General features: G+C 60.9%; 20 protein-coding genes. 6 read left to right on the forward strand and 14 right to left on the reverse strand.

Features of this window, described 5'->3' with window-relative positions; translation table 11 throughout:
- Position 1 precedes the first annotated feature (1 nt).
- A complete protein-coding gene (locus tag CD175_RS18545; protein ID WP_007980194.1) occupies positions 2–595 on the reverse strand; it encodes an aminodeoxychorismate/anthranilate synthase component II in 594 nt (197 codons plus the stop codon).
- A gap of 408 nt (positions 596–1,003) precedes the next feature.
- Between CD175_RS18545 and estP the strand changes: the two genes are divergently transcribed.
- Positions 1,004–2,914, forward strand: a complete 1,911-nt coding sequence (gene estP, locus CD175_RS18550) for an esterase EstP (RefSeq protein ID WP_104449990.1) — start codon at positions 1,004–1,006, stop codon at positions 2,912–2,914.
- Positions 2,915–3,084: 170 nt separating this feature from the next.
- On the opposite strand, the gene trpE is transcribed toward estP, so the two are convergent.
- The 10 genes from trpE to CD175_RS18605 all read right to left on the reverse strand — a co-directional run bounded on the left by trpE (position 3,085) and on the right by CD175_RS18605 (position 15,567).
- Positions 3,085–4,566 (reverse strand): anthranilate synthase component I, encoded by a 1,482-nt coding sequence (gene trpE / locus CD175_RS18555; RefSeq protein ID WP_104449991.1) that lies wholly within the window; start codon positions 4,564–4,566, stop codon positions 3,085–3,087.
- Positions 4,567–4,635: 69 nt separating this feature from the next.
- Entirely contained in the window at positions 4,636–5,454 is an 819-nt protein-coding gene (locus tag CD175_RS18560) for a phosphoglycolate phosphatase (RefSeq protein WP_104449992.1), read from the reverse strand.
- Entirely contained in the window at positions 5,451–6,125 is a 675-nt protein-coding gene (rpe, locus tag CD175_RS18565; RefSeq protein WP_007980198.1) for a ribulose-phosphate 3-epimerase, read from the reverse strand. The genes CD175_RS18560 and rpe overlap by 4 nt, the downstream gene beginning before the upstream one ends.
- 115 nt (positions 6,126–6,240) lie before the next feature.
- Positions 6,241–7,389: an iron-containing alcohol dehydrogenase gene (locus CD175_RS18570; protein WP_104449993.1), complete on the reverse strand. Its 1,149-nt coding sequence runs from the start codon at positions 7,387–7,389 to the stop codon at positions 6,241–6,243.
- 224 nt (positions 7,390–7,613) lie between these two features.
- The gene (locus CD175_RS18580) at positions 7,614–8,438 is read right to left on the reverse strand and encodes an ABC transporter permease (RefSeq protein WP_007980200.1); all 825 of its coding nucleotides are present in this window, start codon (positions 8,436–8,438) and stop codon (positions 7,614–7,616) included.
- A 12-nt stretch (positions 8,439–8,450) separates the two neighbouring features.
- Positions 8,451–9,698: an ABC transporter permease gene (locus CD175_RS18585; RefSeq protein WP_007980201.1), complete on the reverse strand. Its 1,248-nt coding sequence runs from the start codon at positions 9,696–9,698 to the stop codon at positions 8,451–8,453.
- 188 nt (positions 9,699–9,886) lie between these two features.
- Positions 9,887–10,930, reverse strand: coding sequence for an ABC transporter substrate-binding protein (locus CD175_RS18590; RefSeq protein WP_056726652.1), 1,044 nt, complete (start codon positions 10,928–10,930; stop codon positions 9,887–9,889).
- Positions 10,931–10,978: 48 nt separating this feature from the next.
- Complete coding sequence (locus CD175_RS18595) at positions 10,979–12,103, reverse strand: ABC transporter ATP-binding protein (RefSeq protein ID WP_095964077.1); 1,125 nt, start codon at positions 12,101–12,103, stop codon at positions 10,979–10,981.
- Between the two features lie 321 nt (positions 12,104–12,424).
- A complete protein-coding gene (locus CD175_RS18600; protein ID WP_205886345.1) occupies positions 12,425–13,078 on the reverse strand; it encodes a response regulator in 654 nt (217 codons plus the stop codon).
- Positions 13,079–13,170: 92 nt separating this feature from the next.
- Positions 13,171–15,567, reverse strand: a complete 2,397-nt coding sequence (locus tag CD175_RS18605) for a PAS domain-containing sensor histidine kinase (protein WP_104449995.1) — start codon at positions 15,565–15,567, stop codon at positions 13,171–13,173.
- A 73-nt stretch (positions 15,568–15,640) separates the two neighbouring features.
- Here CD175_RS18605 and CD175_RS18610 point away from each other — a divergent pair, with 73 nt between their 5' ends.
- A complete protein-coding gene (locus CD175_RS18610) occupies positions 15,641–16,630 on the forward strand; it encodes an alpha/beta hydrolase family protein (RefSeq protein WP_104449996.1) in 990 nt (329 codons plus the stop codon).
- Between the two features lie 136 nt (positions 16,631–16,766).
- Here the strand turns inward: CD175_RS18610 and CD175_RS18615 are convergent, their stop codons facing one another.
- From CD175_RS18615 to CD175_RS18625, 3 genes are read right to left on the reverse strand one after another with little or no spacing between them, the layout of a single operon-like run.
- Positions 16,767–17,534, reverse strand: coding sequence for a TerB family tellurite resistance protein (locus CD175_RS18615; protein ID WP_104449997.1), 768 nt, complete (start codon positions 17,532–17,534; stop codon positions 16,767–16,769).
- A 1-nt stretch (position 17,535) separates the two neighbouring features.
- Positions 17,536–18,207 (reverse strand): N-acetylmuramate alpha-1-phosphate uridylyltransferase MurU, encoded by a 672-nt coding sequence (gene murU / locus CD175_RS18620; RefSeq protein WP_104449998.1) that lies wholly within the window; start codon positions 18,205–18,207, stop codon positions 17,536–17,538.
- The gene (locus CD175_RS18625; RefSeq protein WP_104449999.1) at positions 18,204–19,223 is read right to left on the reverse strand and encodes an aminoglycoside phosphotransferase family protein; all 1,020 of its coding nucleotides are present in this window, start codon (positions 19,221–19,223) and stop codon (positions 18,204–18,206) included. The genes murU and CD175_RS18625 overlap by 4 nt, the downstream gene beginning before the upstream one ends.
- A 130-nt stretch (positions 19,224–19,353) precedes the next feature.
- On the opposite strand from CD175_RS18625, the gene CD175_RS18630 reads away from it, so the two are divergent.
- The 4 genes from CD175_RS18630 to rsmA are packed head-to-tail and all read left to right on the forward strand — an operon-like array spanning position 19,354 to position 25,262.
- The gene (locus CD175_RS18630) at positions 19,354–22,164 is read left to right on the forward strand and encodes an LPS-assembly protein LptD (protein ID WP_104450000.1); all 2,811 of its coding nucleotides are present in this window, start codon (positions 19,354–19,356) and stop codon (positions 22,162–22,164) included.
- A complete protein-coding gene (gene surA, locus CD175_RS18635) occupies positions 22,139–23,461 on the forward strand; it encodes a peptidylprolyl isomerase SurA (RefSeq protein ID WP_205886346.1) in 1,323 nt (440 codons plus the stop codon). Before CD175_RS18630 ends, surA begins: the two co-directional genes overlap by 26 nt.
- On the forward strand, positions 23,458–24,447 hold the full coding sequence (pdxA, locus tag CD175_RS18640; protein ID WP_104450001.1) for a 4-hydroxythreonine-4-phosphate dehydrogenase PdxA: 990 nt from the start codon (positions 23,458–23,460) through the stop codon (positions 24,445–24,447). Before surA ends, pdxA begins: the two co-directional genes overlap by 4 nt.
- Positions 24,444–25,262 carry a 16S rRNA (adenine(1518)-N(6)/adenine(1519)-N(6))-dimethyltransferase RsmA gene (gene rsmA, locus CD175_RS18645; protein WP_095964085.1) on the forward strand — a complete coding sequence of 273 codons (819 nt, stop codon included), beginning with the start codon at positions 24,444–24,446 and terminating at the stop codon, positions 25,260–25,262. The genes pdxA and rsmA overlap by 4 nt, the downstream gene beginning before the upstream one ends.
- The last annotated feature ends 103 nt before the right edge of the window (positions 25,263–25,365 follow it).

Here is a 25,365-nt window from a genome sequence, read left to right on the forward strand (position 1 = left end):
CTTAGCGTGTGCCGCCGGTTTGTTTGAGGAAGTTGGCGAACAGTTCGTGGCCCTGCTCGGTGAGGATCGACTCAGGGTGGAACTGCACGCCCTCGATGTTCAGGGTCTTGTGGCGCAGGCCCATGATCTCGTCGACCGAGCCGTCTTCAAGCTGGGTCCAGGCCGTCAGCTCCAGGCAATCGGGCAGGGTTTCGCGCTTGACGATCAATGAATGATAGCGGGTCACCGTCAGTGGACGATTCAGGCCTGCGAATACACCCTTGTCCTCGTGAAATACCGGGCTAGTCTTACCGTGCATCACTTGACGGGCGCGCACCACATCGCCGCCAAAGGCCTGGCCGATGGATTGGTGACCCAGGCAGACGCCAAGAATCGGCAGTTTGCCGGCGAAATGCTTGATCGCTTCAATCGAGATGCCGGCTTCGGTCGGGGTGCAAGGACCGGGGGACACAACGATGCGCTCAGGATTGAGGGCTTCGATTTCAGCGATGGTCAGTTCATCGTTGCGCACGACTTTGACCTGGGAGCCGAGCTCGCCCAGGTACTGCACAACGTTGTAGGTAAAGGAGTCGTAGTTATCGATCATCAGCAACATGGCGTTAAGAACCTCTTGAATTCACTGACTTTAAAGATGGCCTTCGAATGATTGTCCCGCAGAGCGCTGCGCTTTGTCAGGTGCTGGAGTAGCGCCAGCAAAGCGGCATTTCAAACAGGTAAAGAAGGCGAAGCGGTACAGGTCCGGCGAAGCCGGCAAAAGAATTCAGGCGCGCCAACGCCAGCGGGCGTGTGCCTTGATGACTTGATCCAGGAGTTTACTGATGATCAACACGGGGAAGGTCTCGTTCGTACGTCCCGGCACAGTATCGTAGCTGGGCAGAGCGTGCAATATCGCCGGGGGTACTGCCCGCGAAACTATCAAAGGCTTCGCGACAGATGGCAAAAGGCCGAAAGTTTTTGGTACTGTCGTTTCGTTCACTACAACAATAAATAAACGGACTTGCTCATGATCAAACAGTCGTTGTTTGTACCGCTCGCAGGATGCTTGCTCGCGATGGCATGCGCCCAGGCGAACGCCGCACCCAATCCTTATACAAATTTCGTGGTCTTCGGGGACAGCCTCAACGACGCCGGGACCTTTGCCGACACCGGCGGGCCTGCCGGGGCGACGCAGCGCTTTACCAACCGGACCGGACCGGTATATCTGGATGGCAGCGGCGAAGTCCGCTCGCTCAACTCCACGCAGATACTGGGTGGGAAACTGGGTTTCTCGGCGGACCAGACCGCATCATCCAATTCGGCCGTGCGCGCCAGCAACGGCCAGCCCGATGGCAACAACTGGGCCGTCGGCGGTTACCGCACGGATCAGATCCTGGATTCGATCACCAGCGTTTCCGCCACCGGCGAACGTACCCGCGCCGGCTACCTGCCGTCGAACAACTTCCGTGCCGACCCGAACGCACTGTATTACCTGTCGGGTGGTGGTAACGACTTCCTGCAAGGTCGCGTCACCAGTCTGCCCCAGGCCAGTGCTGCAGCCGATCGACTGGCCGACAGCGTGCAGACACTGCAAACCGCCGGCGCCAAATACGTCATGGTCTGGTTGCTGCCCGATATCGGCTTCACCCCGGCGTTCAACGGCACCCCGCTGCAAGCGTTCACGTCCCAACTCAGCGCCCAGTTCAATAACGAACTGGTAAGCCGACTGCAGAACATCAATGCCGAAGTCATCCCGCTCAACATTCCAGTACTGCTCAAAGAGACGTTCGCCAACCCGGCGCAGTTTGGCCTGGCCACCGATCAGAACCTCATCGCCACCTGCTTCAGCGGCAACGGGTGTACCGAGAATGCCCGTTTCGGCATCAACAGCGCCACGCCTGACCCGACCAAGCTGATCTTCAACGACTCCGTGCACCCCACAGAGACCGGGCAGCGTCTGATTTCCGACTACGCGTACTCCCTGCTGGCAGCACCGTGGGAGCTGACGTTACTGCCGGAAATGGCCCAAGGCACCCTGCGCGCGCATCAGGATGAATTGCGCAACCAGTGGCTGGCAGATTGGCAAAACTGGCAGGGCGTCGGCCAATGGCGAGCCATTGTTTCTGGCGGCGGACAGCATCAGGACTTTGACAGTCAGGACAGCGCGGTCAGTGCCGACGGCAACGGAGCCAACCTGAACATCGGTGGCAGCTACCGCATCGATGATGCCTGGCGCGTCGGCCTGGCGGCTGGTTTCTACAACCAGAAACTCGAAGCCGGCAGCAACGACTCCGACTACAAGCTGAACGCTTACCTGGGCACGGCATTCGCCCAATACCAGCAAAACCGTGTCTGGGCTGACGTGGCGCTGACGGCCGGCCATCTGGATTACGACAGCCTCAAGCGCAAGTTCCAGTTGGGTGTTAACGAACGCAGTGAAAAAGGCGACACCAGCGGCTACATCGAAGCCTTCAGTGCTCGCCTGGGTTACGACATTGCACAACAAGCCAGTAGCCCCTGGCACGTGTCGCCGTTTATCAGCGCTGATTTCTCCAAGGCGAAAGTCGATGGCTACTCGGAAGACGGCAACGACTCCACGGCGCTGACCTTTGCCGATCAGGAAGTGATTTCCCGACGCCTGGGTGCTGGCCTGCAGGGCAAATACCAGATCACCCCGCAAACCCAGGTGTTCGGTGAGGCGGCAATCGAGCGTGAGTACAACGACGATACCCAGGACGTGGGCATCAACCTCAACAGCTTGCCGAACAACCAGTTCACGCTGGAAGGCTACACCCCGCAAAGCCACTTGCAGCGAGTGAACCTGGGGGTGAGTCACAACCTCACCCGCGACCTGGCATTGCGCGCCAGCTATAACATTCGCAGGGACGACGACTTCACCCAACAGGGCATCAACGTAGGTGTTGCTCTGGACTTCTGATGTACAGGCAATAAAAAACGCGGCGCCCTCACAGGCGCCGCGTTTTTTTATTGCTGGTGTACCCCCTGTAGGAGCGAGCTTGCTCGCGATTGCGGTGGGTCAGACAACATCAATGTGGCAGTGCTGACCCCATCGCGAGCAAGCTCGCTCCTACAGGTTTTTGCGTGAATTCAGGTGTTCGGGGTTTGTTCGGCCAAGGCAACGGCGCGGAACATTGCGCGGCGCTTGTTCAGGGTTTCTTCCCATTCCAATGCCGGCACCGAGTCGGCGACGATGCCGCCACCGGCCTGCACGTGCAGTTCGCCGTTCTTGATCACCGCCGTGCGGATCGCAATCGCGGTGTCCATGTTGCCGTTCCAGGCGAAGTAACCGACCGCACCGCCGTAGACGCCACGCTTGACCGGCTCCAGTTCGTCGATGATTTCCATCGCGCGAATCTTCGGTGCGCCAGACAAGGTGCCCGCCGGCAGAATCGCCCGCAGCGCATCCATTGCCGTCAGCCCGGCCTTTAGTTGCCCGGTAACGTTGGACACGATGTGCATCACGTTGGAATAACGCTCGATGACCATTTTCTCGGTGAGCTTCACCGAGCCGATTTCCGATACGCGACCAGTGTCGTTGCGACCGAGGTCGATCAGCATCAAGTGTTCGGCGATTTCCTTGTCGTCCGACAGCAGGTCTTTTTCCAGCGCCAGGTCAGCTTCTTCATTGGCTCCGCGTGGGCGGGTGCCGGCAATCGGGCGTACGGTAATCAGGTTGTCTTCGACCCGCACCAGCACTTCCGGCGAACTGCCGACGACGTGGAAGTCGCCAAAGTTGAAGAAGTACATGTAAGGCGTCGGGTTGAAGCAGCGCAGCGCGCGGTACAGATCGATCGGCGCGGCCTTGAAGTCGATCGACATGCGCTGGGACGGCACGACCTGCATGCAGTCACCGGCCAGGATGTATTCCTTGATGGTATCGACCGCTTTTTCGTAATCGTCCTGGGTGAAGCTAGAGCGGAACACCGGGTCAGCCGATTGTTGCTGGCTGAAGTCCAGGCCACGGCGCGGGGTGATCGGCTGGCGCAGTTTTTCCAGCAGCTCTTCCAGGCGCGCGCGGCCTTGCTCGAAGGCATCTTCCTGCGCCGGGTCGGCCAACACGATGGCGTGCATCTTGCCGGCCAGGTTGTCGAACACCACGACGGCGTCGGAGACCATCAGCAGAATGTCCGGCACGCCCAGCGGATCCGGGTTCGGGCATTTGCCCAGACGCTTCTCCACGTAACGCACGCAGTCATAACCGAAGTAGCCCACCAGGCCGCCGTTGAAACGCGGCAGGCCGGCGATGGTCGGCACGTTGTAGCGGGCCTTGAAGGTTTCAACGAAGGCCAGTGGGTCTTCCACATCGTGACTTTCGATCTCGACGCCGTCGACGGTCACGCTGACGTGATGGTCGTGAACCCGCAACACGGTGCGGCACGGCAGGCCGATGATCGAGTAACGGCCCCACTTCTCGCCGCCCTGTACGGACTCCAGCAAGTAGGAATTGGGCTCGTCGGCCAGCTTCAGGTAGATCGACAGCGGCGTGTCGAAGTCGGCCAGGGTTTCGCAGGCAAGCGGAATGCGGTTGTAGCCGGCAGCGGCCAAACGCAGGAATTCTTCGCGGATCATGAGGTGCCTCGTGGCTTGAGGGTCGAACGGTCAGGTATGCAAACGCGCCGGAAACCGGCCAGGATCAAGTCAGGCGCGCCAACGCCAGCGGGCCAGGGCCTTGATGACTTTCATCCAGAGTTTGCGAGTGACCACCACGATGGCGTTTCCAGAAGGGGGTTTGACAGCGTCGGCCAACGTTATCTCAGCGGCCGGATCCAGGCAACCGGGAATTAGTTTGCGCAGGTCGTCGATCACCAGCGCCGGCGATTCTTCGGCGATCGGCCGCCCGTGGTTATAGCCGTAGCTCAGGGCCACACACTTGACCCCCGCCGCTTTCGCCGCCAGCACATCGCTGCGTGAATCGCCGACGAACAACGACTGCGAAGCCGGAATGTTGGCCATTTTCATCACGAAAAACAGCGCGGCCGGATCGGGTTTTTTCTGTGGCAGGGTGTCGCCGCCGATGATCCAGCGGAAATAACGGCCGATCTTCATCTGATCCAGCAGCGGCGCGACGAAACGCTCCGGCTTGTTGGTGATCAGCGCCATCTCGATACCCTGCTTTTGCAGCCATTTGAGGGTATCGCGCACGCCGGGGTAAACCACCGTCAGCTCATGGCTCTCGCTATAGGCCTGCATGAAATACTCCAGCGCCCGTTCGGCCTCGGCGTTATCGACCGCCGAATGATCGATACCACCGGCCAGCGCACGACGCACCAGTATCGGCGCGCCATTGCCGACCCATTCGCGCACTGCTTCCAGGCCGGCAGGTTGGCGACCGAGATTGAGCAGCATCTTGTCCACAGCCACTGCCAGGTCCGGGACCGAATCGATCAACGTGCCGTCCAGATCGAACATCACCAGCCGTGGCAATTGCCCCGGGAACAGCTGCTCAAAGCCACTCATGGACGAGCCAGCGCCAGTTCGGAGCGCATCTTGTCGATGACTTCCTGATAGTTCGGCGCATTGAAGATGGCCGAGCCGGCGACGAAGGTGTCAGCACCGGCCGCAGCGATTTCGCGAATGTTGTTGACGTTCACGCCGCCGTCGATTTCCAGGCGAATGTCACGGCCCGAAGCATCGATCAAGGCCCGCGCTTCACGCAGTTTGTCGAGGGTGCCGGGGATGAACTTCTGCCCGCCGAAGCCCGGGTTGACGCTCATCAGCAGGATCATGTCGACCTTGTCCATCACGTACTTGAGCACGTCCAGCGGGGTAGCCGGGTTGAACACCAGGCCCGACTTGCAGCCGCCTTCGCGGATCAGTTGCAGGGAGCGGTCGACGTGCTGGGTGGCTTCCGGGTGGAAGGTGATGTAGGTCGCACCGGCTTCGATGAAATCGCCGACGATGCGGTCCACCGGGCTGACCATCAGGTGCGCGTCGATCGGCGCGGTCACACCGTACTTGCGCAGTGCCGAGCAGACCATCGGGCCGATGGTCAGGTTCGGTACGTAGTGGTTGTCCATGACATCGAAGTGCACGAAGTCGGCGCCGGCGGCCAGGACGTTGTCCACTTCTTCACCCAGGCGGGCGAAGTCGGCGGAGAGAATCGACGGAGCAATTACGAAGGGCTGCATGACGCACCTTTTCTGAGCAGAATCACGATGGCGCGCATTGTATACCTCATGCTTTGACGCGCGCACCGTGAGCGCGATGATTGGACCCTGCCATCATCCATCAACGGCAGAGTCTCTAGTACGCCGCTCGATAGATCTTCTCGATATCGACGGCACTCAACTTGCGCGGGTTATTGCGCATCAGGCGCTCGATCCCCGCCGCTTCCACGGCCATGGACGCGATGGCCTCCTCGGGTACACCGAAACTGCGCAGGCCCTGGGGAATTTCCACGGCGGCACACAGCTCGGTCATGGCTTGCACGGCTTTGTCTGCCGCTTCGTTGACACTCAGATGAGCGGTCTTCACGCCCATGGCCTCGGCGATATCCTGCATCCGTTCGATGCAGGCCATCTTGTTCCAGGTCATGACATAGGGCAGTAGCAAGGCATTACTCACACCATGGGCAATGTTGAAACGTCCGCCCAACGGATACGCCAGCGCATGCACTGCGCCAACCCCGGCATTGCCGAACGCCATGCCGGCCATCAGGCTGGCGGTGGCCATGTCTTCCCGGGCTTGCAGGTTCGCCGGGTTGGCGTAGGCCTTGGGCAAGGCCTTGGCGATCAACTTGATGGCGCCAATGGCCAGGGCATCGGTAATCGGCGAGGCATTGACCGACAGATAGGATTCGATGGCATGCACCAGCGCATCGACGCCGCTGGCCGCCGTGACGCTGCGCGGACAGGTCAGGGTCATTTGCGGGCTGACCAGCGCCACGTCCGGCAACAGGTAGTCGCTGACGATGCCCTTTTTCAGTTGCGCGACCTTGTCGGAAAGGATGGCGACGTTGGTCACTTCCGAACCGGTGCCGGCCGTGGTCGGAATGGCGATCAGCGGCGGGCCTTTGCGCGGGACCTGATCGATACCGAACAGATCCTCCAGCGCACCGTGGTATCCGGCATAGGCCGCCACGCTCTTGGCAATGTCGATGGCACTGCCGCCGCCCAGGCCGATCAGGCCGTCATGCCCGCCCTCGCGATACACCTGCATGCAATCTTCGACGATGGCGATTTCCGGGTCCGGCAGTACCCGGTCGAAAATCTCGTAGCTGCGTTCGCCCAACTGCGCCAGTGCCAGCTCTACCGTGCCGGACTTGACCAGGGCGGCATCGGTGACGATCAGCGGATTATCAATGTCCAGACGCGCCAGCTCGGCGGACAGCTGCTCGATGGCACCTGCGCCGGTGATCAGTTTGTGAGCGATCTTGAAAGAGGAAAGACTCATGTGCGCAGCCTCTTATAGGTAGGGGAGCTGGGCACAATAGTAGCTGGGGATTGGGGTTTGTCTGCCATTCGGGTCGTGAATGACCGAACGGTCTCTGGAGAACCCATGTAGGAGCGAGCTTGCTCGCGATGGACTTGAAAACGCCGCTGGGCGTCAGGCTTCCAGCGTTATCGTTGACGACCATTGCGAGCAGGCTCGCTCCTACAGGTGATCGGGGCGTGGCTTCAGACCTGCGCGGTTCGCAGTTTCTCGCTACGCCCACGCAGCCATTCCAGGGTCAGCAACAGGATCACCGAGAAGGCAATCAGCAGCGTCGCGGCGGCGGCGATGGTCGGGCTGAGGTTTTCGCGGATACCGCTGAACATCTGCCGTGGCAGGGTCGCTTGTTCAGGGCCGGCGAGGAACAGCGTCACCACCACCTCATCGAACGACGTCGCGAAGGCGAACAGCGCCCCGGAGATCACGCCCGGCGCGATCAGCGGCAAGGTCACCCGGCGGAAGGTGGTCAACGGCGAAGCGCCCAGGCTCGCAGCAGCCCGCACCAGATTGTGGTTGAACCCCTGCAACGTCGCCGACACGGTAATGATCACAAACGGCACACCCAACACCGCATGCACCACGATCAGCGAGAAGAAGCTGTTACCCAGCCCCAGCGGAGCGAAGAACAGGTAACTGGCCACACCGATGATCACTACCGGCACCACCATCGGCGAAATCACCAGCGCCATCACCAGCGCCTTGCCGGGGAAGTCGCCACGGGTCAGGCCTATGGCCGCCAGCGTACCGAAGACCATGGCCAGCACCGTGGCCGCCGGAGCGACGATGATGCTGTTCTTCAGGGCGCGCATCCACTCCGCCGAGGCGAAGAAATCGTGGTACCACTGCAGCGAGAAACCTTGCAGCGGGTACACCAGGAAACTGCCGGAGTTGAACGACAGCGGAATGATCACCAGCACCGGCAGGATCAGGAACAACAGAATCAAGCCGCAGAGAATCCGCAAGCTGTAGAACCACACCCGTTCGATGGGCGACATGTAAGGACTCAGCATTTCGTTCTCCCCTTAGCTCAGGCGCAGGCGGCTCGCGCCCACCAGCCAGCTGTAAATCAGATAAAGCACGACCGTTGCGAGCAACAGCAGCCCACCGAGTGCGGTCGCCATGCCCCAGTTGATGCTGGTGTTGGTGTAGAAGGCGACGAAGTAGCTGACCATCTGATCGTTCGGGCTGCCCAGCAATGCCGGGGTGATGTAGTAGCCGATGGCGAGGATGAACACCAACAGGCAACCGGCGCCGACACCGGCATAGGTCTGCGGGAAGTACACCCGCCAGAAACTGGCGAACGGATGGCAGCCGAGGGAAATCGCGGCGCGCATGTAAGTCGGCGAGATGCCTTTCATCACGCTGTAGATCGGCAGGATCATGAACGGCAGCAGGATGTGCACCATGGAGATGTAGACACCGACGCGGTTGAACACCAGTTCGATCGGCTTGTCGATGATGCCCATGGCCATCAGGCCGCTGTTGATCAGGCCGCCCGACTGCAGCAACACGATCCACGCCGCGACCCGCACCAGGATCGAGGTCCAGAACGGCAACAGCACCAGAATCATCAGCAGGTTGCTCTGGCGCGACGGCAGATTGGCCAGCAGGTAAGCCAGTGGATACGCCAGCACCAGGCAGATCACGGTGATGATCAGGCCCATCCAGAAGGTGCGGGCGAAAATGTCGAGGTAGATCGCCTGGTCCGGGGTGGCCGGGGCGATTTCGCCGAGGTCGTCGATGCGATGATCGACAGCCGCCAGCAGGTAATAAGGGGTGATGCTGCTGGTGTTGCGGCGCACCGCCTGCCAGTAGGCCGGGTCGCCCCAGCGCTCATCGAGACCTTCCAGCGCTTCCTTATAAGAGGCCGGCTCGGTGGCGAGCGGCAAGGCGCGGGCGGTTTTGGTCAGCAGGCTGCGGTAGCCGGCCAGCTCCATGTTCAGGCGCTTGGACAAATCGCCCAGGGTCTGGTTCTTGCGGGCTTCGGCGAGGTCTTCGGCCGCCGCTTTGTAAACCGGTTCAGCGGGCAGGCCGCGGCCGTCCCAACTGGCGATGGCGGTCACGGTACGCGGCATGCCGCCGACCACTTCCGGGTTGCCAACGCTTTTGTAGAGCAGCGCCACGATCGGCACCAGGAACACCAGCAACAGAAACAGCACCAGCGGCGCGATCAACGCCTGGGCCTTCCAGCGGTTGACCCGCTCGGCGTGCTTGAGCCGCTGCTTCAAGGTGGGGCTGGTGCCCTCGTTCAGGGGAACGGCGATAGCCATGACGTACTCCGGGAATCTTTGATCGTTACAGAGATGGCCCACCTGAAGGCAAGGCCATCTCTGTTCTTGATAACAACTCATCACCTGTAGGAGCCTGGCTTGCCAGCGATGAACGATAACGGGGTCTGGCTGATACACCGTGTCGCCCGAATCGCTGGCAAGCCAGCTCCTACAAATTCAATCGCTGCTTATTTCGCAGCCCAGGCGTTGAAGCGCTGTTCCAGTTGCTCGCCGTTGTCAGCCCAGAAGCTGACGTCGATCTGCACCTGGTTGGCGATGTTTTCCGGGGTGGTCGGCATGTCTTTCAGGACATCCTTGGCCAGCAACGGTACGGCTTGGGTGTTGGCCGGGCCGTAGGCGATGTTTTCCGAGTAGGTCTTCTGCTGCTGTGGCATCACCGAGAAGGCGATGAACTTCTTCGCCGCTTCAGCACGTTTGGCATCCAGACCTTTCGGAATGGCCCATGCGTCGAAGTCGTAGATGCCACCGTTCCACACGACTTTCAGGTTGCTTTCTTTCTGCACGGCAGCGATCCGGCCGTTGTAGGCCGAACTCATGACCACGTCACCGGAAGCAAGGTATTGCGGCGGTTGTGCACCGGCTTCCCACCACTGGATGTTCGGCTTGAGTTCATCGAGCTTCTTGAACGCGCGGTCTTGACCGTCTTTGCCGGCCAGCACTTTGTAGACGTCCTTCGGCGCAACGCCGTCGGCCATCAGAGCGAATTCCAGGGTGTACTTGGCGCCTTTACGCAGGCCACGCTTGCCCGGGAACTGCTTGGTGTCCCAGAAATCCACCCAACTGGTCGGTGCGGTTTTCAGCTTGTCGGCGTTGTAGGCCAGCACGGTCGACCACACGAAGAAACCCACGCCGCACGGCTGGATGGCGCCCTTGACGTAGTCTTCGGTCTTGCCGAACAACTTCGGATCAAGCTGTTCGAACATGTCTTCGTCGCAACCACGGGACAGTTCCGGAGACTCAACCTCTACCAGATCCCAGGACACGCTCTTGGTGTCGACCATGGCCTTGACCTTGGCCATTTCGCCGTTGTACTCGCCGGCCACGATCTTGCCGTTGCCTGCCGCTTCCCACGGTGCGTAGAAGGCTTTGACCTGAGCCGCCTTGTTCGCCCCGCCAAAGGACACCACGGTCAGGTCAGGGCCGGCCGCCATTGCGTGTGCCGCGCCCATCATGCCCAGTGCCAAAGCGGTGAATTTCAGGGATCTCAACATTTATTGTTCTCTCCACGTGCAGGGTTGGTGTTGGTATTGCCGGGGCGATCAGTTCGCCTCTAGAAGGGGATCAAGCGCGCGCACGTGCTCGACCTGCCAGCCAAGCGGTACCACGTCGCCGACGGCGAGCGAGGGATCAAGCTCGGCAATCGGTTGTTTCACGAAGAAGTCGGTCTTGCCGCAGACTTCCATGCGCACCCGGACGTGGTCGCCCAGATAGATGAATTCCTCGACCCGCCCGGAGAAGCGGTTGACGCATTGGTCGCTGGAGCCGTTGAGGCTCACTCGCTCCGGACGAATGGACAGGGTCACCGGCTCACCGGTCTGACCAACGTTGACTGCCAGGGCTTCCACCTTCTCACCGCGCCCGAGCTCCACAATGCAACGGTCGCCGGTTTGGCTGTGCAGGCGGCCATTGAGGCGGTTGTTCTCGCCGATGAAGTTGGCGACGAAGGTGTTTTTCGGCTCTTCGTAGAGGGTGCGCGGCGGCGCGATCTGCTGGATTTCGCCCTGATGGAACACCGCCACACGGTCGGACATGGTCAGGGCTTCGCCCTGATCGTGGGTCACGTAGACCACGGTGACGCCCAGGCGCTGGTGCAGGTGCTTGATTTCCATCTGCATGTGTTCACGCAGTTGTTTGTCGAGTGCGCCGAGGGGTTCGTCCATCAGCACCAGTTGCGGCTCGAACACCAGCGCCCGGGCCAAGGCCACACGCTGTTGCTGACCACCGGAGAGCTGCGCCGGGTAACGCTGGGCGAAGCTGTCGAGCTGGACCATGCTCAGCACGCGCTTGACCCTGGCACTGACGTCGCTCTTGTTCATGCCGCGCACGGTCAGCGGGAACGCCAGGTTCTCGGCCACCGTCATGTGCGGGAACAAGGCGTAGTTCTGAAACACCATGCCGATGTCGCGCTTGTGCGGTGGCACGTTGTTGATGGCGCGCCCGGCCAACAGGATTTCGCCTGCGGTCGGCGTTTCGAAGCCGGCGAGCATCATCAGGCTGGTGGTCTTGCCGGAGCCGGACGGCCCGAGCAACGTGAGGAATTCGCCTTTGCGAATGTCCAGGTTGAGGTCTTTGACGATCAGGTTCTCGCCATCGTAGCTCTTCTGCACTCCACGAAAGCTGACCAGAACATCATTGGCCCCTGCGCTTGAATCGACCTGGCTCATACCCACACCTTTGTTATTGATGACTGCTGTGGGGTTAAGCCTAGTGGACGCTGGAGACCACGCAAATCGGGGGGCAAGAGAGATTCGCCTCAGCCGGATGGAAGGTTGGGGGTAGGGATTGCCCTACAAGGATGGCGCGTTTTGGCAAACGCAGTGACCAGCGGTCAGCTGCAGGCCGCCAGCAAAGGTAAAAGTGGATTTGAAGGATGTCGTAAATGGACATGGCGTCGCGCTATCCCTGTAGGAGCCAGCTTGCTGGCGATAGCGATATCAAGGGCGCCATCGCCGGCAAGCCGGCTCCTACAGGGGGAGTCGGTGAAGTCAGAGGAGCTTGTGCTCCATCGCGTACTTCACCAGCTCCGCCAGCGAGGTGATGTTGAGCTTCTGCATCAGCCGCGCCTTATGGGTGCTGATGGTCTTGCTGCTCAGTGCCAGTTGCTGGGCAATGTCGTTGACGTTGGCGCCCTGAGCCAGGCGCTCGAACACGGAAAATTCGCGCTCGGAGAGCAACGAATGCAATGGCCTCGAGTCGGTCAGGCCGACCTCGAAGACCATGCGGTCGGCCAATTCCGGGTCGATATAACGCCCGCCTGACGCCACTTTGCGAATGGCCGTCAGCAACAGTGCCGGATCGCTGTCCTTGGTTGCATAACCGGCCGCCCCGACCTTCAGCGCCCGGGCGGCCATTTGCGCTTCGTCGTGCATCGACAACACCAGGATCGCCGGCGGATTGTTCAGGGCGCGAATCCGTGGAATGGCCTCCAGGCCATTGACGCCCGGCATGGAAATGTCCAGCAACACCACTTCGCAGGGCACATGACGCAAGGTGTCGAGCAACTGCTCGCCATTGCTCGCCTCCCCCACCACCAGCAAGTCCTTGGCCAGGCCAATCAGCTGCTTGATGCCTTCGCGGACAATGGTGTGGTCTTCGGCTACCAGTACACGGATCACGTTCTTCTCCAGATTCAGGAACATTCGCGAGCAGGCTCGCTCCCACATTTGGAATGCGTTTCCCCTGTGGGAGCGAGCCTGCTCGCGAAAGCGTCAGCACAGATACCAAAAATTCTTCAGGCTTCGTTCAGCGGCACTCGCACACTCAGCGTCGTACCCTCACCCGGCTCACTCTCAAGGGATAACTCCCCCCCCATGATCAACACCCGCTCACGCATTCCGACGATCCCAAAGGACGTTGGCCTGCCAGGCGCAGCAACAAATCCTACGCCATCATCGGCGACCGTCAGACACAACACGTCGCCTTCCAGCGCCAGTGTCAGTTCAACAGTATGCGCCTGGGCATGGCGCATGACATTGGTCAGTGCTTCCTGAAGGATCCGGAACAGGCCGATGGCCTTGGCATCGCTGAGCACCGGCAGATTGTCCGGCACCTGCACCAGACACGGAATCTGCGTGCGCGCCTCGAATCGACGGGCCTGCCATTCGATGGCCGAGGCAATGCCGGCATCGAGAATCGGCGGGCGCAAGGCAGTCGCCACGTCGCGAACCAACTGGAAGAGCTGAGCGATCAGGCGTTTCATGCTGCCCAGGCGCTCGTTCAGGCCCGGATCAAGTTGCGCGTAAGCCAGTTCACACATGGAGGTTTCCAGCTTGAGCACGGTCAGCATCTGCCCCAGTTCATCGTGAACTTCCCGGGCGATACGCGCTTTTTCTTCTTCGCGCACGCTCTCGAGGTGCGCGGACAGCTCGCGCAGTTGTTCCCGGGAACTGGCCAGCTCAAGCTCGATGCGCTTGCTCTCGCTGATGTCCCAGACGATGCCGTCCCAGACATAGGCGCCGTCTTCCAGCCGGCGGGTGATGGCCTTGATTTCCGCCCAGCGCTGCTCGCCCTGACGCGTGAGGATTCGCCCTTGCCACGACCAATCGCTGTCGGTATCCAGCGCATGATCCTGGGTCTGGTGATAACTCGCCTTGTCATCCGGATGCACCAGACTGCGCAGGCCTTTGTCACGATGCGCCAGCGTGGCCGGTGAATAACCCACCAGACTTTCGCTGCCTTCGCTGATGTAGGCAAAGTCGATCTGGCCGGTCACCGGTGCCCGCTCCAGGCGGAAAACCAGCCCCGGAACGTTGGCGGCAATGCCTTGCAGCCGCGCCTCGCTTTCCTGCAAGGCCGCCAGGGCGCGGCGCCGTTCGGTGACGTCGTTGAGGTAAACCACCAGGTATTCGCCATCGCGAAAACGCAGAAAACTCAACGAAACATCGGCCGGCAGTATGCTGCCGTCGGCGCGCACGCAGTTGGTTTCGAAGCTTTGCGGGCCCTCTTCACTGGCCCGAGCGCGCTTCCACAGATTGAGCCAACGATCCATGTGCAGGCCGGGTTCAAAATCGATCAATGGCCGATCGATGATCGCGCCGGCTGGATAGCCGAGCATGCTTTCCGCCGCACGATTGGCGTAGCGCACGTGGCTGTCCCAGTTGACCCAGAGGATGCCGACGGTGCTCTGATCGATGGAAAACTGGGTAAGTCGCAGCGCCTCTTCACTGGCGGCACGCAAGGCAATGTCTTCCTGCGCAGCCATCAGTCGTTGTTCCAGGCTGTGCTGCTGGCGACGCTGCCAGAACACGATGGCCGCGCAACTCAACGCCAGCACGGCCAGCAACAGGCAGAGGTTTTGCCAGAACCCCGGCGACTCGGTGAGGCGTGGATACTTGGGTTGCAGCCATTGACTGTGCAGTTGCTCCAGATCCTTGGCCGGGATCGCCCGCAATGCGCTTTCGACGATACCCGCCAGTTCCGGCTTGTCGCGACGCGTGGCTACCCGCAACAGTTGCGGCAGGCCGACATCCCCGACTACCACCAACCCGGCAAACTCCGGTTCGACGGACAGGCGCCCCAATTGCGCTTCATCGACCACCGCATAAGCCGCCTGCTGGCCCGTCAGTAACTGCAATGCCTGGCGCTCCATCGGGACGCCTTGCAGATTCAGGTGCGGATAGTTGCTGTGCAGGTAATCGGCGATGGCGCTGGGCATGCGCACGGCGACGCGGGTCTGGCTGTCGAGCTTTTCCAGTTCGATCGCCCCGGCGCTTTTCTGGTCGCTGACCACCAGTTGCGGCACCCGCATGTAGGGGTCGGAGAATTGCCAGAGGCGCAGCCCGCCAGGTGTCTGGGTCAGTCCCGGGGCGATGTCGATTTCGCCTTCGCGTGCGGCAGCTTCCAGTTGTTCAAGGTCGGAAAAGTTGCGCCAGCTCAGTTCGACGTCGAGGGTCTTTGCCAGCCGCTTCATCAAGTCGACATTCACCCCGGACAGGCGCTGCAAGCGGCGATCGTATTGCGCATAGGGTGCCTGCAACACCAGTCCGACCCGCAACTCACTCTGCTGCGTCAGCCAGTGCTGTTGTTTCGGGGTCAGTTGGGCAACGTGCGCCGGGGGCGCGGCTGCCGCCCAACCCATCAAGGGAAACCACAAACAGCCGATAACCCACAGGCAGCGAAAACGCATCATTGAACTCTCACACACTGACAAATACTGACCAACCCATTAGGCTGCCGGAACAACTTCTGGCCTGGAATATCCAATGCCCCCTGTCTACCGCCTGGCACTGCCAGCATTGTGCCTGTCGCTGATCCTGCCTTGCGTTTTTTCCGTCGAGGCGGCCGAACCGGCGCCTGCCGCAGCAGAAAATTCCGCCGAAGAAAAACCACTCGAACGTCAGCCGCTGCCTGAGCGCAGTCAGGAAAAAGCGACTGCACTTGAGCGAAAAATCCCGGCTCAGGAACAGCAACAACTGCAAGCGGGCACCGACACTTTTCTGGCCTTGTGGAAACCGGCCAATACCGCCGAACCCAAAGGCGCGGTGATTATCATCCCGGGCGCCGGCGAAACTGTTGACTGGCCGCAAGCGGTCGGTCCTTTGCGGCGCAAATTGCCGGACGCCGAGTGGAGCAGCCTGAGTATCACCTTGCCGGACCTGCAAAGCGATGCCATTGCGCCACGAATCGTGGAGGCAGCGCCGGCGCCCAAAGCCCCCGAAGCCGGCAGCAAGGACTCGACCACCGCGGCCCCGATCGAACAGGTGGCCGGTGGCGAGGCTGATGTGGCCGATAAGGCCATCGCCGACACCACCGCAGAACAATCCAGGGCAGATGCCGAGCGCATCTTCGCCCGGATCGACGCCGCGATCGCGTTTGCCGAACAACAAAGCGCCCGCAGCATCGTGGTGCTGGGGCATGGTACTGGTGCCTATTGGGCGGCGCGCTACCTGAGCGAGAAGCAGCCATCGCAAGTCGAGAAACTGGTCATGGTCGCCACTCGCACACCGGTGGCAGAGAAGCCCGAGCTGGCGGAACTGACCCCGACCCTGAAACTGCCGACCGCCGATATCTACTACAAAGACAAAGCGCTGGACCGCAACGCCGCGCTGGAACGCCTGCAGGCCAGCAAACGCTTGAAGTCCTCGACATTCAGCCAGGTCGCACTCAAGGCCTTGCCCGATAGCAAGGCCGAACAGGAGCAATTGTTCCGGCGGGTGCGGGGCTGGTTGAATCCGCAGCCTGCGACAGACTGACAGACTGTGTCGCCTTCATCGCGGGCAAGCCACGCTCCCACAGGTTTTATGCCGATCACGAAATTGCGGACGACATAAAACCTGTGGGAGCGAGCTTGCTCGCGATAGCGGTATCTGGCGACGCACGTTTTCCGGTCTAGCGAAAATCCCGCCGCTCCCGAATCAGCGTATAGGCACTATGCAGTTCACGCGTTCGCTCAGTGGCCTCACGCACCTGCATCGCCGTCGCGCCACTGCCGGCAATCTTGTCCGGATGATGGCGACTGAGCAGGCGCCGATAAGCACGCTTGATCTGCGCAGGCTCGGTGGTGGCTGACACCCCCAACAGCTTCAAGGCGTCCTGATAGCTTGGCACGCTGCCGCCCAATGGCCGTTTCTGCGGCTCGTAATCGTGGGCCAACGCCTGCACCTGATGCGGCGTCCAGCCCAGCCACTGGCCCCACTGGCGGATCAACTCACGCTCACCGCTGCCGGCTCGACCATCGGCCCAGACCATTCGCCAGCAGGCGCGTAACACGCCTTCCGCCGCATGAGGCTGGGCACTCAGGCGACGCAGATAACCGCGTAGCCGGTCGCGGCCCGACTTGCCACGGTTGAACGCGGCAATTGCACGGCGCTGAGCCGGCCCGGACATGTCCAGCGAGCGCATTTCCGCCCGGGCCTGTTCGATGTGCCCGGCCATCACCTGACCGTCGCACTTGGCCAGGCGTCCCAGCAGGACAAACAGCAATTCATCGTTGCGCAGCACCGGGCGACCGCCCAGCTTTTCCCGCAAGTGCCCCCAGCTCTGCAGGTGCAAGCGCCGATCCAGCGCCTGCCCCAACAACGCGCCGAGCATGGCCCCCGGAATGCTGGCTATGGCAAAGCCTGCTCCGGCTCCAATCAGAGTCCCTGGCCACAGCATGTCAGCGGCTCGCTTCGATTAATGTTTCAACTTCGGCCAGACGCTCGTGTGTGCCGACATCAACCCAGTGCCCCCTCAACTGCTCGCCGGTCACCTGCCCGTCAGCCATGGCTTTGCGCAACAGCGGCGCGAGCTTGAAGGCCCCGGCGGTGCAACCGTCGAACAACTGCGGATGCAACACGGCGATGCCGCTGTACGTCAGGGTGGGAACCTGAGGCTGACCGTCGTGCACCTGGTTTCCGAGCAGGCTGAAGTCCCCGGCCGGATGATGCGGCGGGTTGCTGGCCAGCACCAGGTGCGCCAGGCCGTTGATGGGTTGGTGCAGCACGCTGAAGTCGTAATCGGTCCAGATATCGCCGTTGACCACCACAAAGGCTTCATCTCCCAACAACGGCAAGGCGCGGAAAATCCCGCCGCCAGTTTCCAGGGGCTCACCCTCCGCCGAGTACTGGATGCTCAAGCCATAACGCGAACCATCGCCCAGATAGTCTTCGATCTGCTGACCGAGCCAGGCGTGGTTGATCACGATGTCGGTGAAGCCGGCAGCAGCAAGCGCCCGCAGGTGATACTCGATCAGCGGCACGCCACCGGCACGCACCAGCGGTTTGGGTGTGGTCAGGGTCAGCGGGCGCATGCGCTCGCCTTTGCCCGCGGCCAGAATCATTGCCTTCATGCTTTCACTCCGACACGCAGGCTGGCCAGCAGCACATCCAACTCGGCCAGTTCGGGGCGGCGAGCGATCACGGCATCTATATAGGCAAAGAAACGCGGAACATCACCCAGATAACGCGGTTTGCCGTCGCGATGGCAGATGCGCGCGAAAATACCGATGACTTTCAGGTGACGTTGCACGCCCATCAAGTCGCTGGCACGCAGAAAGTCCTCGAACTCGGGCTGAACCGGAATGCCGAGGGCCCCCGCCTGCTGCCAGTAGCTTTCCAGCCAGCCGTGTACGCGCTCCTCGGGCCAACTGAGGAAGGCGTCCTTGAACAGGCAGGTCACGTCGTAGGTCACCGGGCCATATACCGCATCCTGGAAATCCAGCACGCCGGGGTTGGGCTCGCTGAGCATCAGATTGCGCGGCATGTAGTCGCGATGCACCAGGACTTTTGGCTGTGCCAGGGCGCTGTCTATCAACAGATCGCTGACTTGCTGCCAGAGCACTTGCTGCGCCGCGTCGAATTCGATGCCCAATTCGCGCTTTACGTACCACTCGGGGAACAGTTCCAGTTCGCGACGCAGTAATGCCACGTCATAGCTCGGCAGCGGCGCAACCATCGGCAACTGCTGGAAAGCCAGCAGCGCCTGCAGGGCGTCGCTGAACAAACCGTCGGCGTTTTCGCCGTCGATGACGTCCAGATAGGTCTTGTTGCCCAGGTCATTGAGCAAAAGAAACCCGCGCTCGAGGTCTTCAGCATAAATTTTCGGCACATTTATTCCGGATTTCGCCAGCAAAAAGGCGATATCCACGAAAGGTTTGCAGTTTTCCTGGGGCGGTGGCGCGTCCATCACGATGAAACTTTTGCCATCGCCTTCCCAGCGGAAATACCGCCGGAAACTCGCGTCGCTGCTGGCCGCGGTCAACGTGGCCGGGGGGACGACGCCCCAGCCCTGCTCGGCAAAAAGGGTCGCCAATTGTTCATCGAGCCAAACCTTCAGGTGTTGCAAGCGTACATCTTGATCAGGCATTGCAAGGGTCTCCGACGGCGCTAGCCGTCAAGCGGGTCATGCTTTATTATCCAGCATCTTTTTCAGACCATCGAGAGGCGTGCGGCCCACACCGCGGGCAGATGGCACGCAGGAAGCCCGGACTAATAAGATGGCATTGAAATCCCCCGCGTTTCGTAAAAAATTTCCGTTGTTGGTTACCGGCAGTTTGCTGGCGCTGCAACCCCTTGCCACTTCCTACGTGGTCGCCGCGGAACAGTTTGACTGCTCAGTCTCTGCTTCGGGTTCCTGGGACTGCGCGCCAAAGACGCCGGCGGCTGCATTGCCACCGCGTCCCGTCCATGACGGCAGCGCAGTTTCCGCCACCGGCGAAGCCCCGGCCGAGAACGGTTCCAGTGAAGACACTGGCGCCAAGCCAGTGCTGGTCACCGAATCCAAAGGCCGTGGCCTGAAGTCGCGTAGCGAAGACTACAGTCACCTCGACTGGGTTCCCCGCGAGCAGCTCACCGCCGCACAATTGGCTGAAACCGGTCCTTATTGCTCTGGTTCCTATATCGAACCGATTCGTCCTGGCATGAATGACAAGACGGATAAAAGTGACGCGCCTACCTTTATCGGCGCAAAAGCCTCCCGCTATAAGCAGGATGAGCAGGTCGCGACCCTGGCCGGCGACGTCGTCATGCGCCAGGGCAGCATGCAGGTCGAAGCCGACGAAGCCAACCTGTACCAGGCCGAGAGCCGTGGCGACCTGAATGGCAACGTGCGCATTCGCGACAACGGCGCCCTGATCGTCGGCGACCACGCCGACGTGCAGCTCGACACCGGTGAAGCCAAGGTCGACAACGCCGAATACGTGATGCACAAATCTCGCATCCGCGGTAATGCGCTGTACGCCAAACGTGCCGAGAACGCGATCATCCGCCTCAAGGATGGTACGTACACCACGTGCGAACCGAACAGCAACGCCTGGCAGCTCAAGGGCAACAACATCACCCTGAACCCGGCCACCGGTTTCGGTACGGCGACCAACGTGACGCTGCGGGTCAAGGACATTCCGGTCCTGTACACGCCGTACATCTATTTCCCGATCGACGACCGTCGCCAGTCCGGCTTCCTGCCGCCGACTATCGGCACCGGCAGCGATACCGGCTTCATGCTGGTCACCCCGTACTACTTCAACCTGGCGCCGAACTACGATGCCACGTTGTACCCGCGCTACATGGAAAAACACGGCTTGTTGATGGAAGGCGAGTTCCGCTACCTGACCAAGTCCAGCGAAGGCCAGTTCGGTGCGGCGTACCTCAACGACGAAAGCAACGAGCGCGACAAGCAGTCCGACGCCGAAAAAACCCGCTACATGTACAACTGGCAGCACAAGGGTGGCCTCGACTCGCGAGTATTCACGCAAGTCGACTACACCAAGATCAGCGATCCGTATTACTTCCAGGATCTGCAGACCGACCAGATTGGCATAAAAAGCAACGACTACGTGAACCAGCAGGGTTCCGTGACCTATCGCGGCGATGGCTATACCGCTCGCGCGAACGCCCAGGCATACGAACTGGCGAGCGTATCGAACATTACCCCGTACGACCGCCTGCCGCAGCTCACCCTCGACGGTATGCTGCCTTACCATCCGGAAGGCCTGGATTTCACGTACAACACCGAACTCGTGCGGTTTGACCGGGACCTGCAGAACGGGACCTACTTTGACGAAGATGGCGTCGGCTCTCCCCGTATTGATACCAACATTCAAGGTCTGGCTCGCGCCACTGGCGACCGCCTGAATCTTGCGCCCGCCATGAGCCTGCCGATGAACACGACGTACGGCTTCCTGACACCGAAGCTCAAGTACCAGTACACCCAGTATCAACTGGATCTGGACGGTACCGGCAAAAGTCAAATCGCTCTGCAAAATCAAAACGCAGCCCTCAACGGGACTAAAAATTTCAATGGTCAGTTCGACAGCAACCAGAACCGCGGCGTTCCGATTGCCAGCATCGACAGCGGCCTGTACTTCGATCGCAATACCCAGTATTTCGGCAAGAACTACCGCCAGACCCTGGAGCCGCGCCTGTTCTACCTGTACGTGCCTGAGGTCGACCAGGAAGACATCCCGGTATTCGACACCAGCGAATACACCTTCAACTTTGCGTCGCTGTTCCGTGACAACCGTTTCTCCGGCTCCGACCGTGTCGGCGACGAGAACAAACTGTCCCTGGGCCTGACCAGCCGCTGGATCGAAGACAACGGTTTCGAGCGCCAACGCATCAGCGTCGGCCAGGCCTTGTACTTCAAGGACCGCGAAGTTCAGTTGCCAGGTATCGACCCAAAAACCCGCGCCGATGCACATTCGAATGTTTCGCCTTATGCGCTGGAATACGAATATCGCTGGAACCGCGACTGGCGTACCACGGCCGACTACAACTGGGACCCGGACAGCCGCAGCCCTCGCTCGGGCAGCGCGATGTTCCACTACCAGCCTGAGGACAACCCGAACAAGATCGTCAACTTCGGCTATCGCTATCGTAACGACCAGGTGATCTACAACCAGAACACCGGTCAATGGCAGTTCGGCGGCAACTACGGCACCGAAGGCCAGCCTGGCTTCGTGAAGGACTACTACAAGATCGAACAGCACGACTTCTCGGTGATCTGGCCGATCGTGCCGCAATGGAGCGCTATCAGCCGCTGGCAGTATGACTACAACCGCAACCGTACCCTGGAAGCCTTCGGTGGCTTCGAGTACGACAGCTGCTGCTGGAAACTGCGCCTGATCAACCGTTACTTCGTTGATTACGACGAGTTCAGCCAGCAAGCACCGGAAAACGAAAAAGGCGACCATGGCGTCTTCCTCCAAATTGTTCTGAAGGGACTCGGCGGCCTCACCGGCGCCAAGGCAGAGAGCTTCCTCGACAAAGGCATTCAAGGTTATCGTGAACGTGAAGACCAAGCTTTCTGATTGTCTGCGCCCGCTGATGCTGGGCGCGCTGTTCCTGAGTACGGCGGCCAGTGCCGCCGTGCAGTCCATCGACAAAGTGGTGGCCATCGTCGACAACGACGTGGTCATGCAGAGCCAACTGGACCGACGCGTCCATGAAGTTCAGCAAACCATTGCCAAGCGTGGTTCTGCCGTACCGCCGGCCAGCGTGCTGGAGCAGCAGGTACTAGAGCGCCTCATCGTCGAAAACCTGCAATTGCAGATTGGCGAGCGTTCCGGCATTCGCATTACCGATGAAGAGTTGAACCAGGCCGTCGGCACCATTGCCCAGCGCAACAACATGTCGATCGAGCAGTTCCGCGCCGCCCTGACTCGCGACGGTCTGTCCTACGACGACGCACGTGAGCAGATTCGCCGCGAAATGGTCATCAGCCGCGTGCGCCAGCGTCGGGTCGCCGAACGCATTCAGGTCTCCGAGCAGGAAGTGAAGAACTTCCTGGCGTCCGACCTGGGCAAAATGCAGCTGTCCGAAGAGTTCCACCTGGCCAACATCCTGATTCCTACGCCGGAAAGTGCCAATTCCGAAGCGATTCAGAGTGCCGCCAAACAGGCCGATGCGATTTACCAGCAGCTCAAGCAAGGCGCTGACTTCAGTCAGTTGGCAATCGCCAAATCCGCCAGCGAAACCGCTCTGGAAGGTGGTGACATGGGCTGGCGTAAAGCCGCTCAATTGCCTCCGCCGTTCGATCGCCTGCTGAGCACCATGCCGGTGGGTGATGTCACCCAGCCAATGCGTACCCCGGGCGGCTTCATCATCCTGAAGATCCTCGACAAGCGTGGCGGCGAGACCCAGATGCGCGACGAAGTGCATGTGCGTCACATCCTGGTCAAGCCGAGCCCGATCCGCGACGCAGCGAAAACCAAGGCCCTGGCCGAATCGCTCTACAGCCGTATCGAGGCTGGCGAAGACTTCGGTGAGCTGGCGAAAAACTACTCGGAAGACCCGGGTTCCGCCCTCAACGGCGGCGACCTGAACTGGATCGACCCGAACGCGCTGGTGCCCGAGTTCCGCGAAGTGATGGCCAAGACCCCGCAAGGTCAGCTGTCCAAGCCGTTCCAGACTCAATACGGCTGGCATGTACTGGAAGTGCTGGGCCGTCGCGCCACCGACAGCACCAGCCAGGCTCGCGAGCAGCAAGCCATGACCGTTTTGCGTAACCGCAAATACGACGAAGAGCTGCAAACCTGGCTGCGTCAGATCCGTGACGAAGCGTACGTGGAAATCAAACTCCCTGGCGCCGACCAGGCAGTACAGTGAAACTCCAACGTTTCGCGCTGACACCCGGCGAACCAGCCGGCATAGGTCCTGACCTGTGCCTGCTGCTCGCCTCGCAAGCCCAGCCCCACCCCCTGATAGCCATTACCAGCCGCGACCTGCTCATCGAGCGGGCCGCGCAACTGGGCGTGGCGGTCGACTTGCTGCCGGTCACCCCGGACAACTGGCCGGATTCACCCGCGCCAGCCAACAGCCTGTATGTCTGGGACACACCGCTCAACGCCAAGGTCATCGCCGGACAACTGGACAAGGCCAACGCTGCGTTCGTCCTGGAAACCCTGACCCGGGCCGGCCAAGGCTGCCTGAGCGGGGATTTTGCCGGCATGATCACCGCGCCTGTGCACAAAGGCGTCATCAACGAATCCGGCATCGCCTTTTCCGGGCACACGGAATTCCTTGCCGACCTGACCCACACCGCGCAAGTGGTGATGATGCTGGCCACTCGTGGCTTGCGCGTGGCCCTGGTGACCACTCACCTGCCCCTTCGCGAGATTGCCGATGCCATCACGCCGGAGCGCCTGGAGCGCGTCACGCGAATCCTGCACGCCGACCTGCAAAACAAGTTCGGCATCGCCCGGCCACGCATCCTGGTCTGCGGGCTTAACCCGCATGCCGGTGAAGGCGGGCACCTGGGCCATGAAGAAATCGATATCATCGAACCCACATTAGAGCGCTTGCGCGGCGAGGGCATGGACCTTCGCGGCCCCCTGCCCGCCGACACTCTGTTTACCCCCAAATATCTGGAGCACTGCGATGCGGTGCTGGCGATGTACCACGACCAGGGCCTGCCGGTGCTGAAGTACAAAGGCTTCGGCGGGGCAGTCAACGTGACACTCGGCTTGCCGATCATCCGTACGTCGGTCGACCACGGCACCGCCCTGGATCTGGCCGGCAGCGGCAAGATCGACACCGGCAGCCTGCAAGTCGCCCTGGAAACCGCCTACCAGATGGCCGAGACCCGTTTATGACCGAGCACTACCAACACAAGGCGCGCAAACGCTTTGGCCAGAACTTCCTGCACGATGCCGGCGTTATCGACCGCATCCTGCGCTCCATTCATGCCAAGGCAGAAGACCGCCTGCTGGAAATCGGCCCGGGACAGGGCGCACTGACCCAAGGCCTGCTCAGCAGCGGCGCGCAACTCGACGTGGTGGAACTGGACAAGGACCTGATCCCGATCCTCAACCAGCAGTTTGCCGGCAAGAGCAACTTCAACCTGCATCAGGGCGATGCACTGAAGTTCGACTTCAACAGTCTGAATGCCGCGCCAGGCAGCCTGCGAGTGGTCGGCAACCTGCCATACAACATCTCCACGCCGCTGATTTTTCACCTGCTGCACAACTCGCACCTGATCCGCGACATGCACTTCATGCTGCAAAAGGAAGTGGTCGAGCGCCTGGCGGCGGGCCCAGGTGGTGGTGACTGGGGCCGTTTGTCGATCATGGTTCAGTACCACTGCCGGGTCGAACACCTGTTCAACGTCGGCCCGGGCGCGTTCAACCCGCCGCCGAAAGTCGACTCGGCTATCGTGCGCCTGGTGCCCCACGCGGTACTGCCTCACCCGGCCAAGGATCACCGCCTGCTGGAGCGCGTCGTGCGCGAAGCGTTCAACCAGCGCCGCAAAACCCTGCGCAACACCCTCAAGCTGCTGTTGAGCAATGCCGAGATCGAAGCCGCCGGCGTCGATGGCAGCCTGCGCCCCGAGCAGCTCGACCTGGCCGCCTTCGTACGCCTGGCTGACAAGCTCAGCGAGCAAGCGCCACAAAAGCCTGCCACTGACTGACAGGCGATGAGCGCTATCGGGTAGGACGCCACTCTGGTCTACTACCCGATACTTGGCCTAGACTGAACCCCATCAGCTACGCCCCGCGTCCCGCTTCGTTTTT

This window comes from Pseudomonas laurylsulfatiphila, assembly GCF_002934665.1.
Taxonomy (GTDB): domain Bacteria; phylum Pseudomonadota; class Gammaproteobacteria; order Pseudomonadales; family Pseudomonadaceae; genus Aquipseudomonas; species Aquipseudomonas laurylsulfatiphila.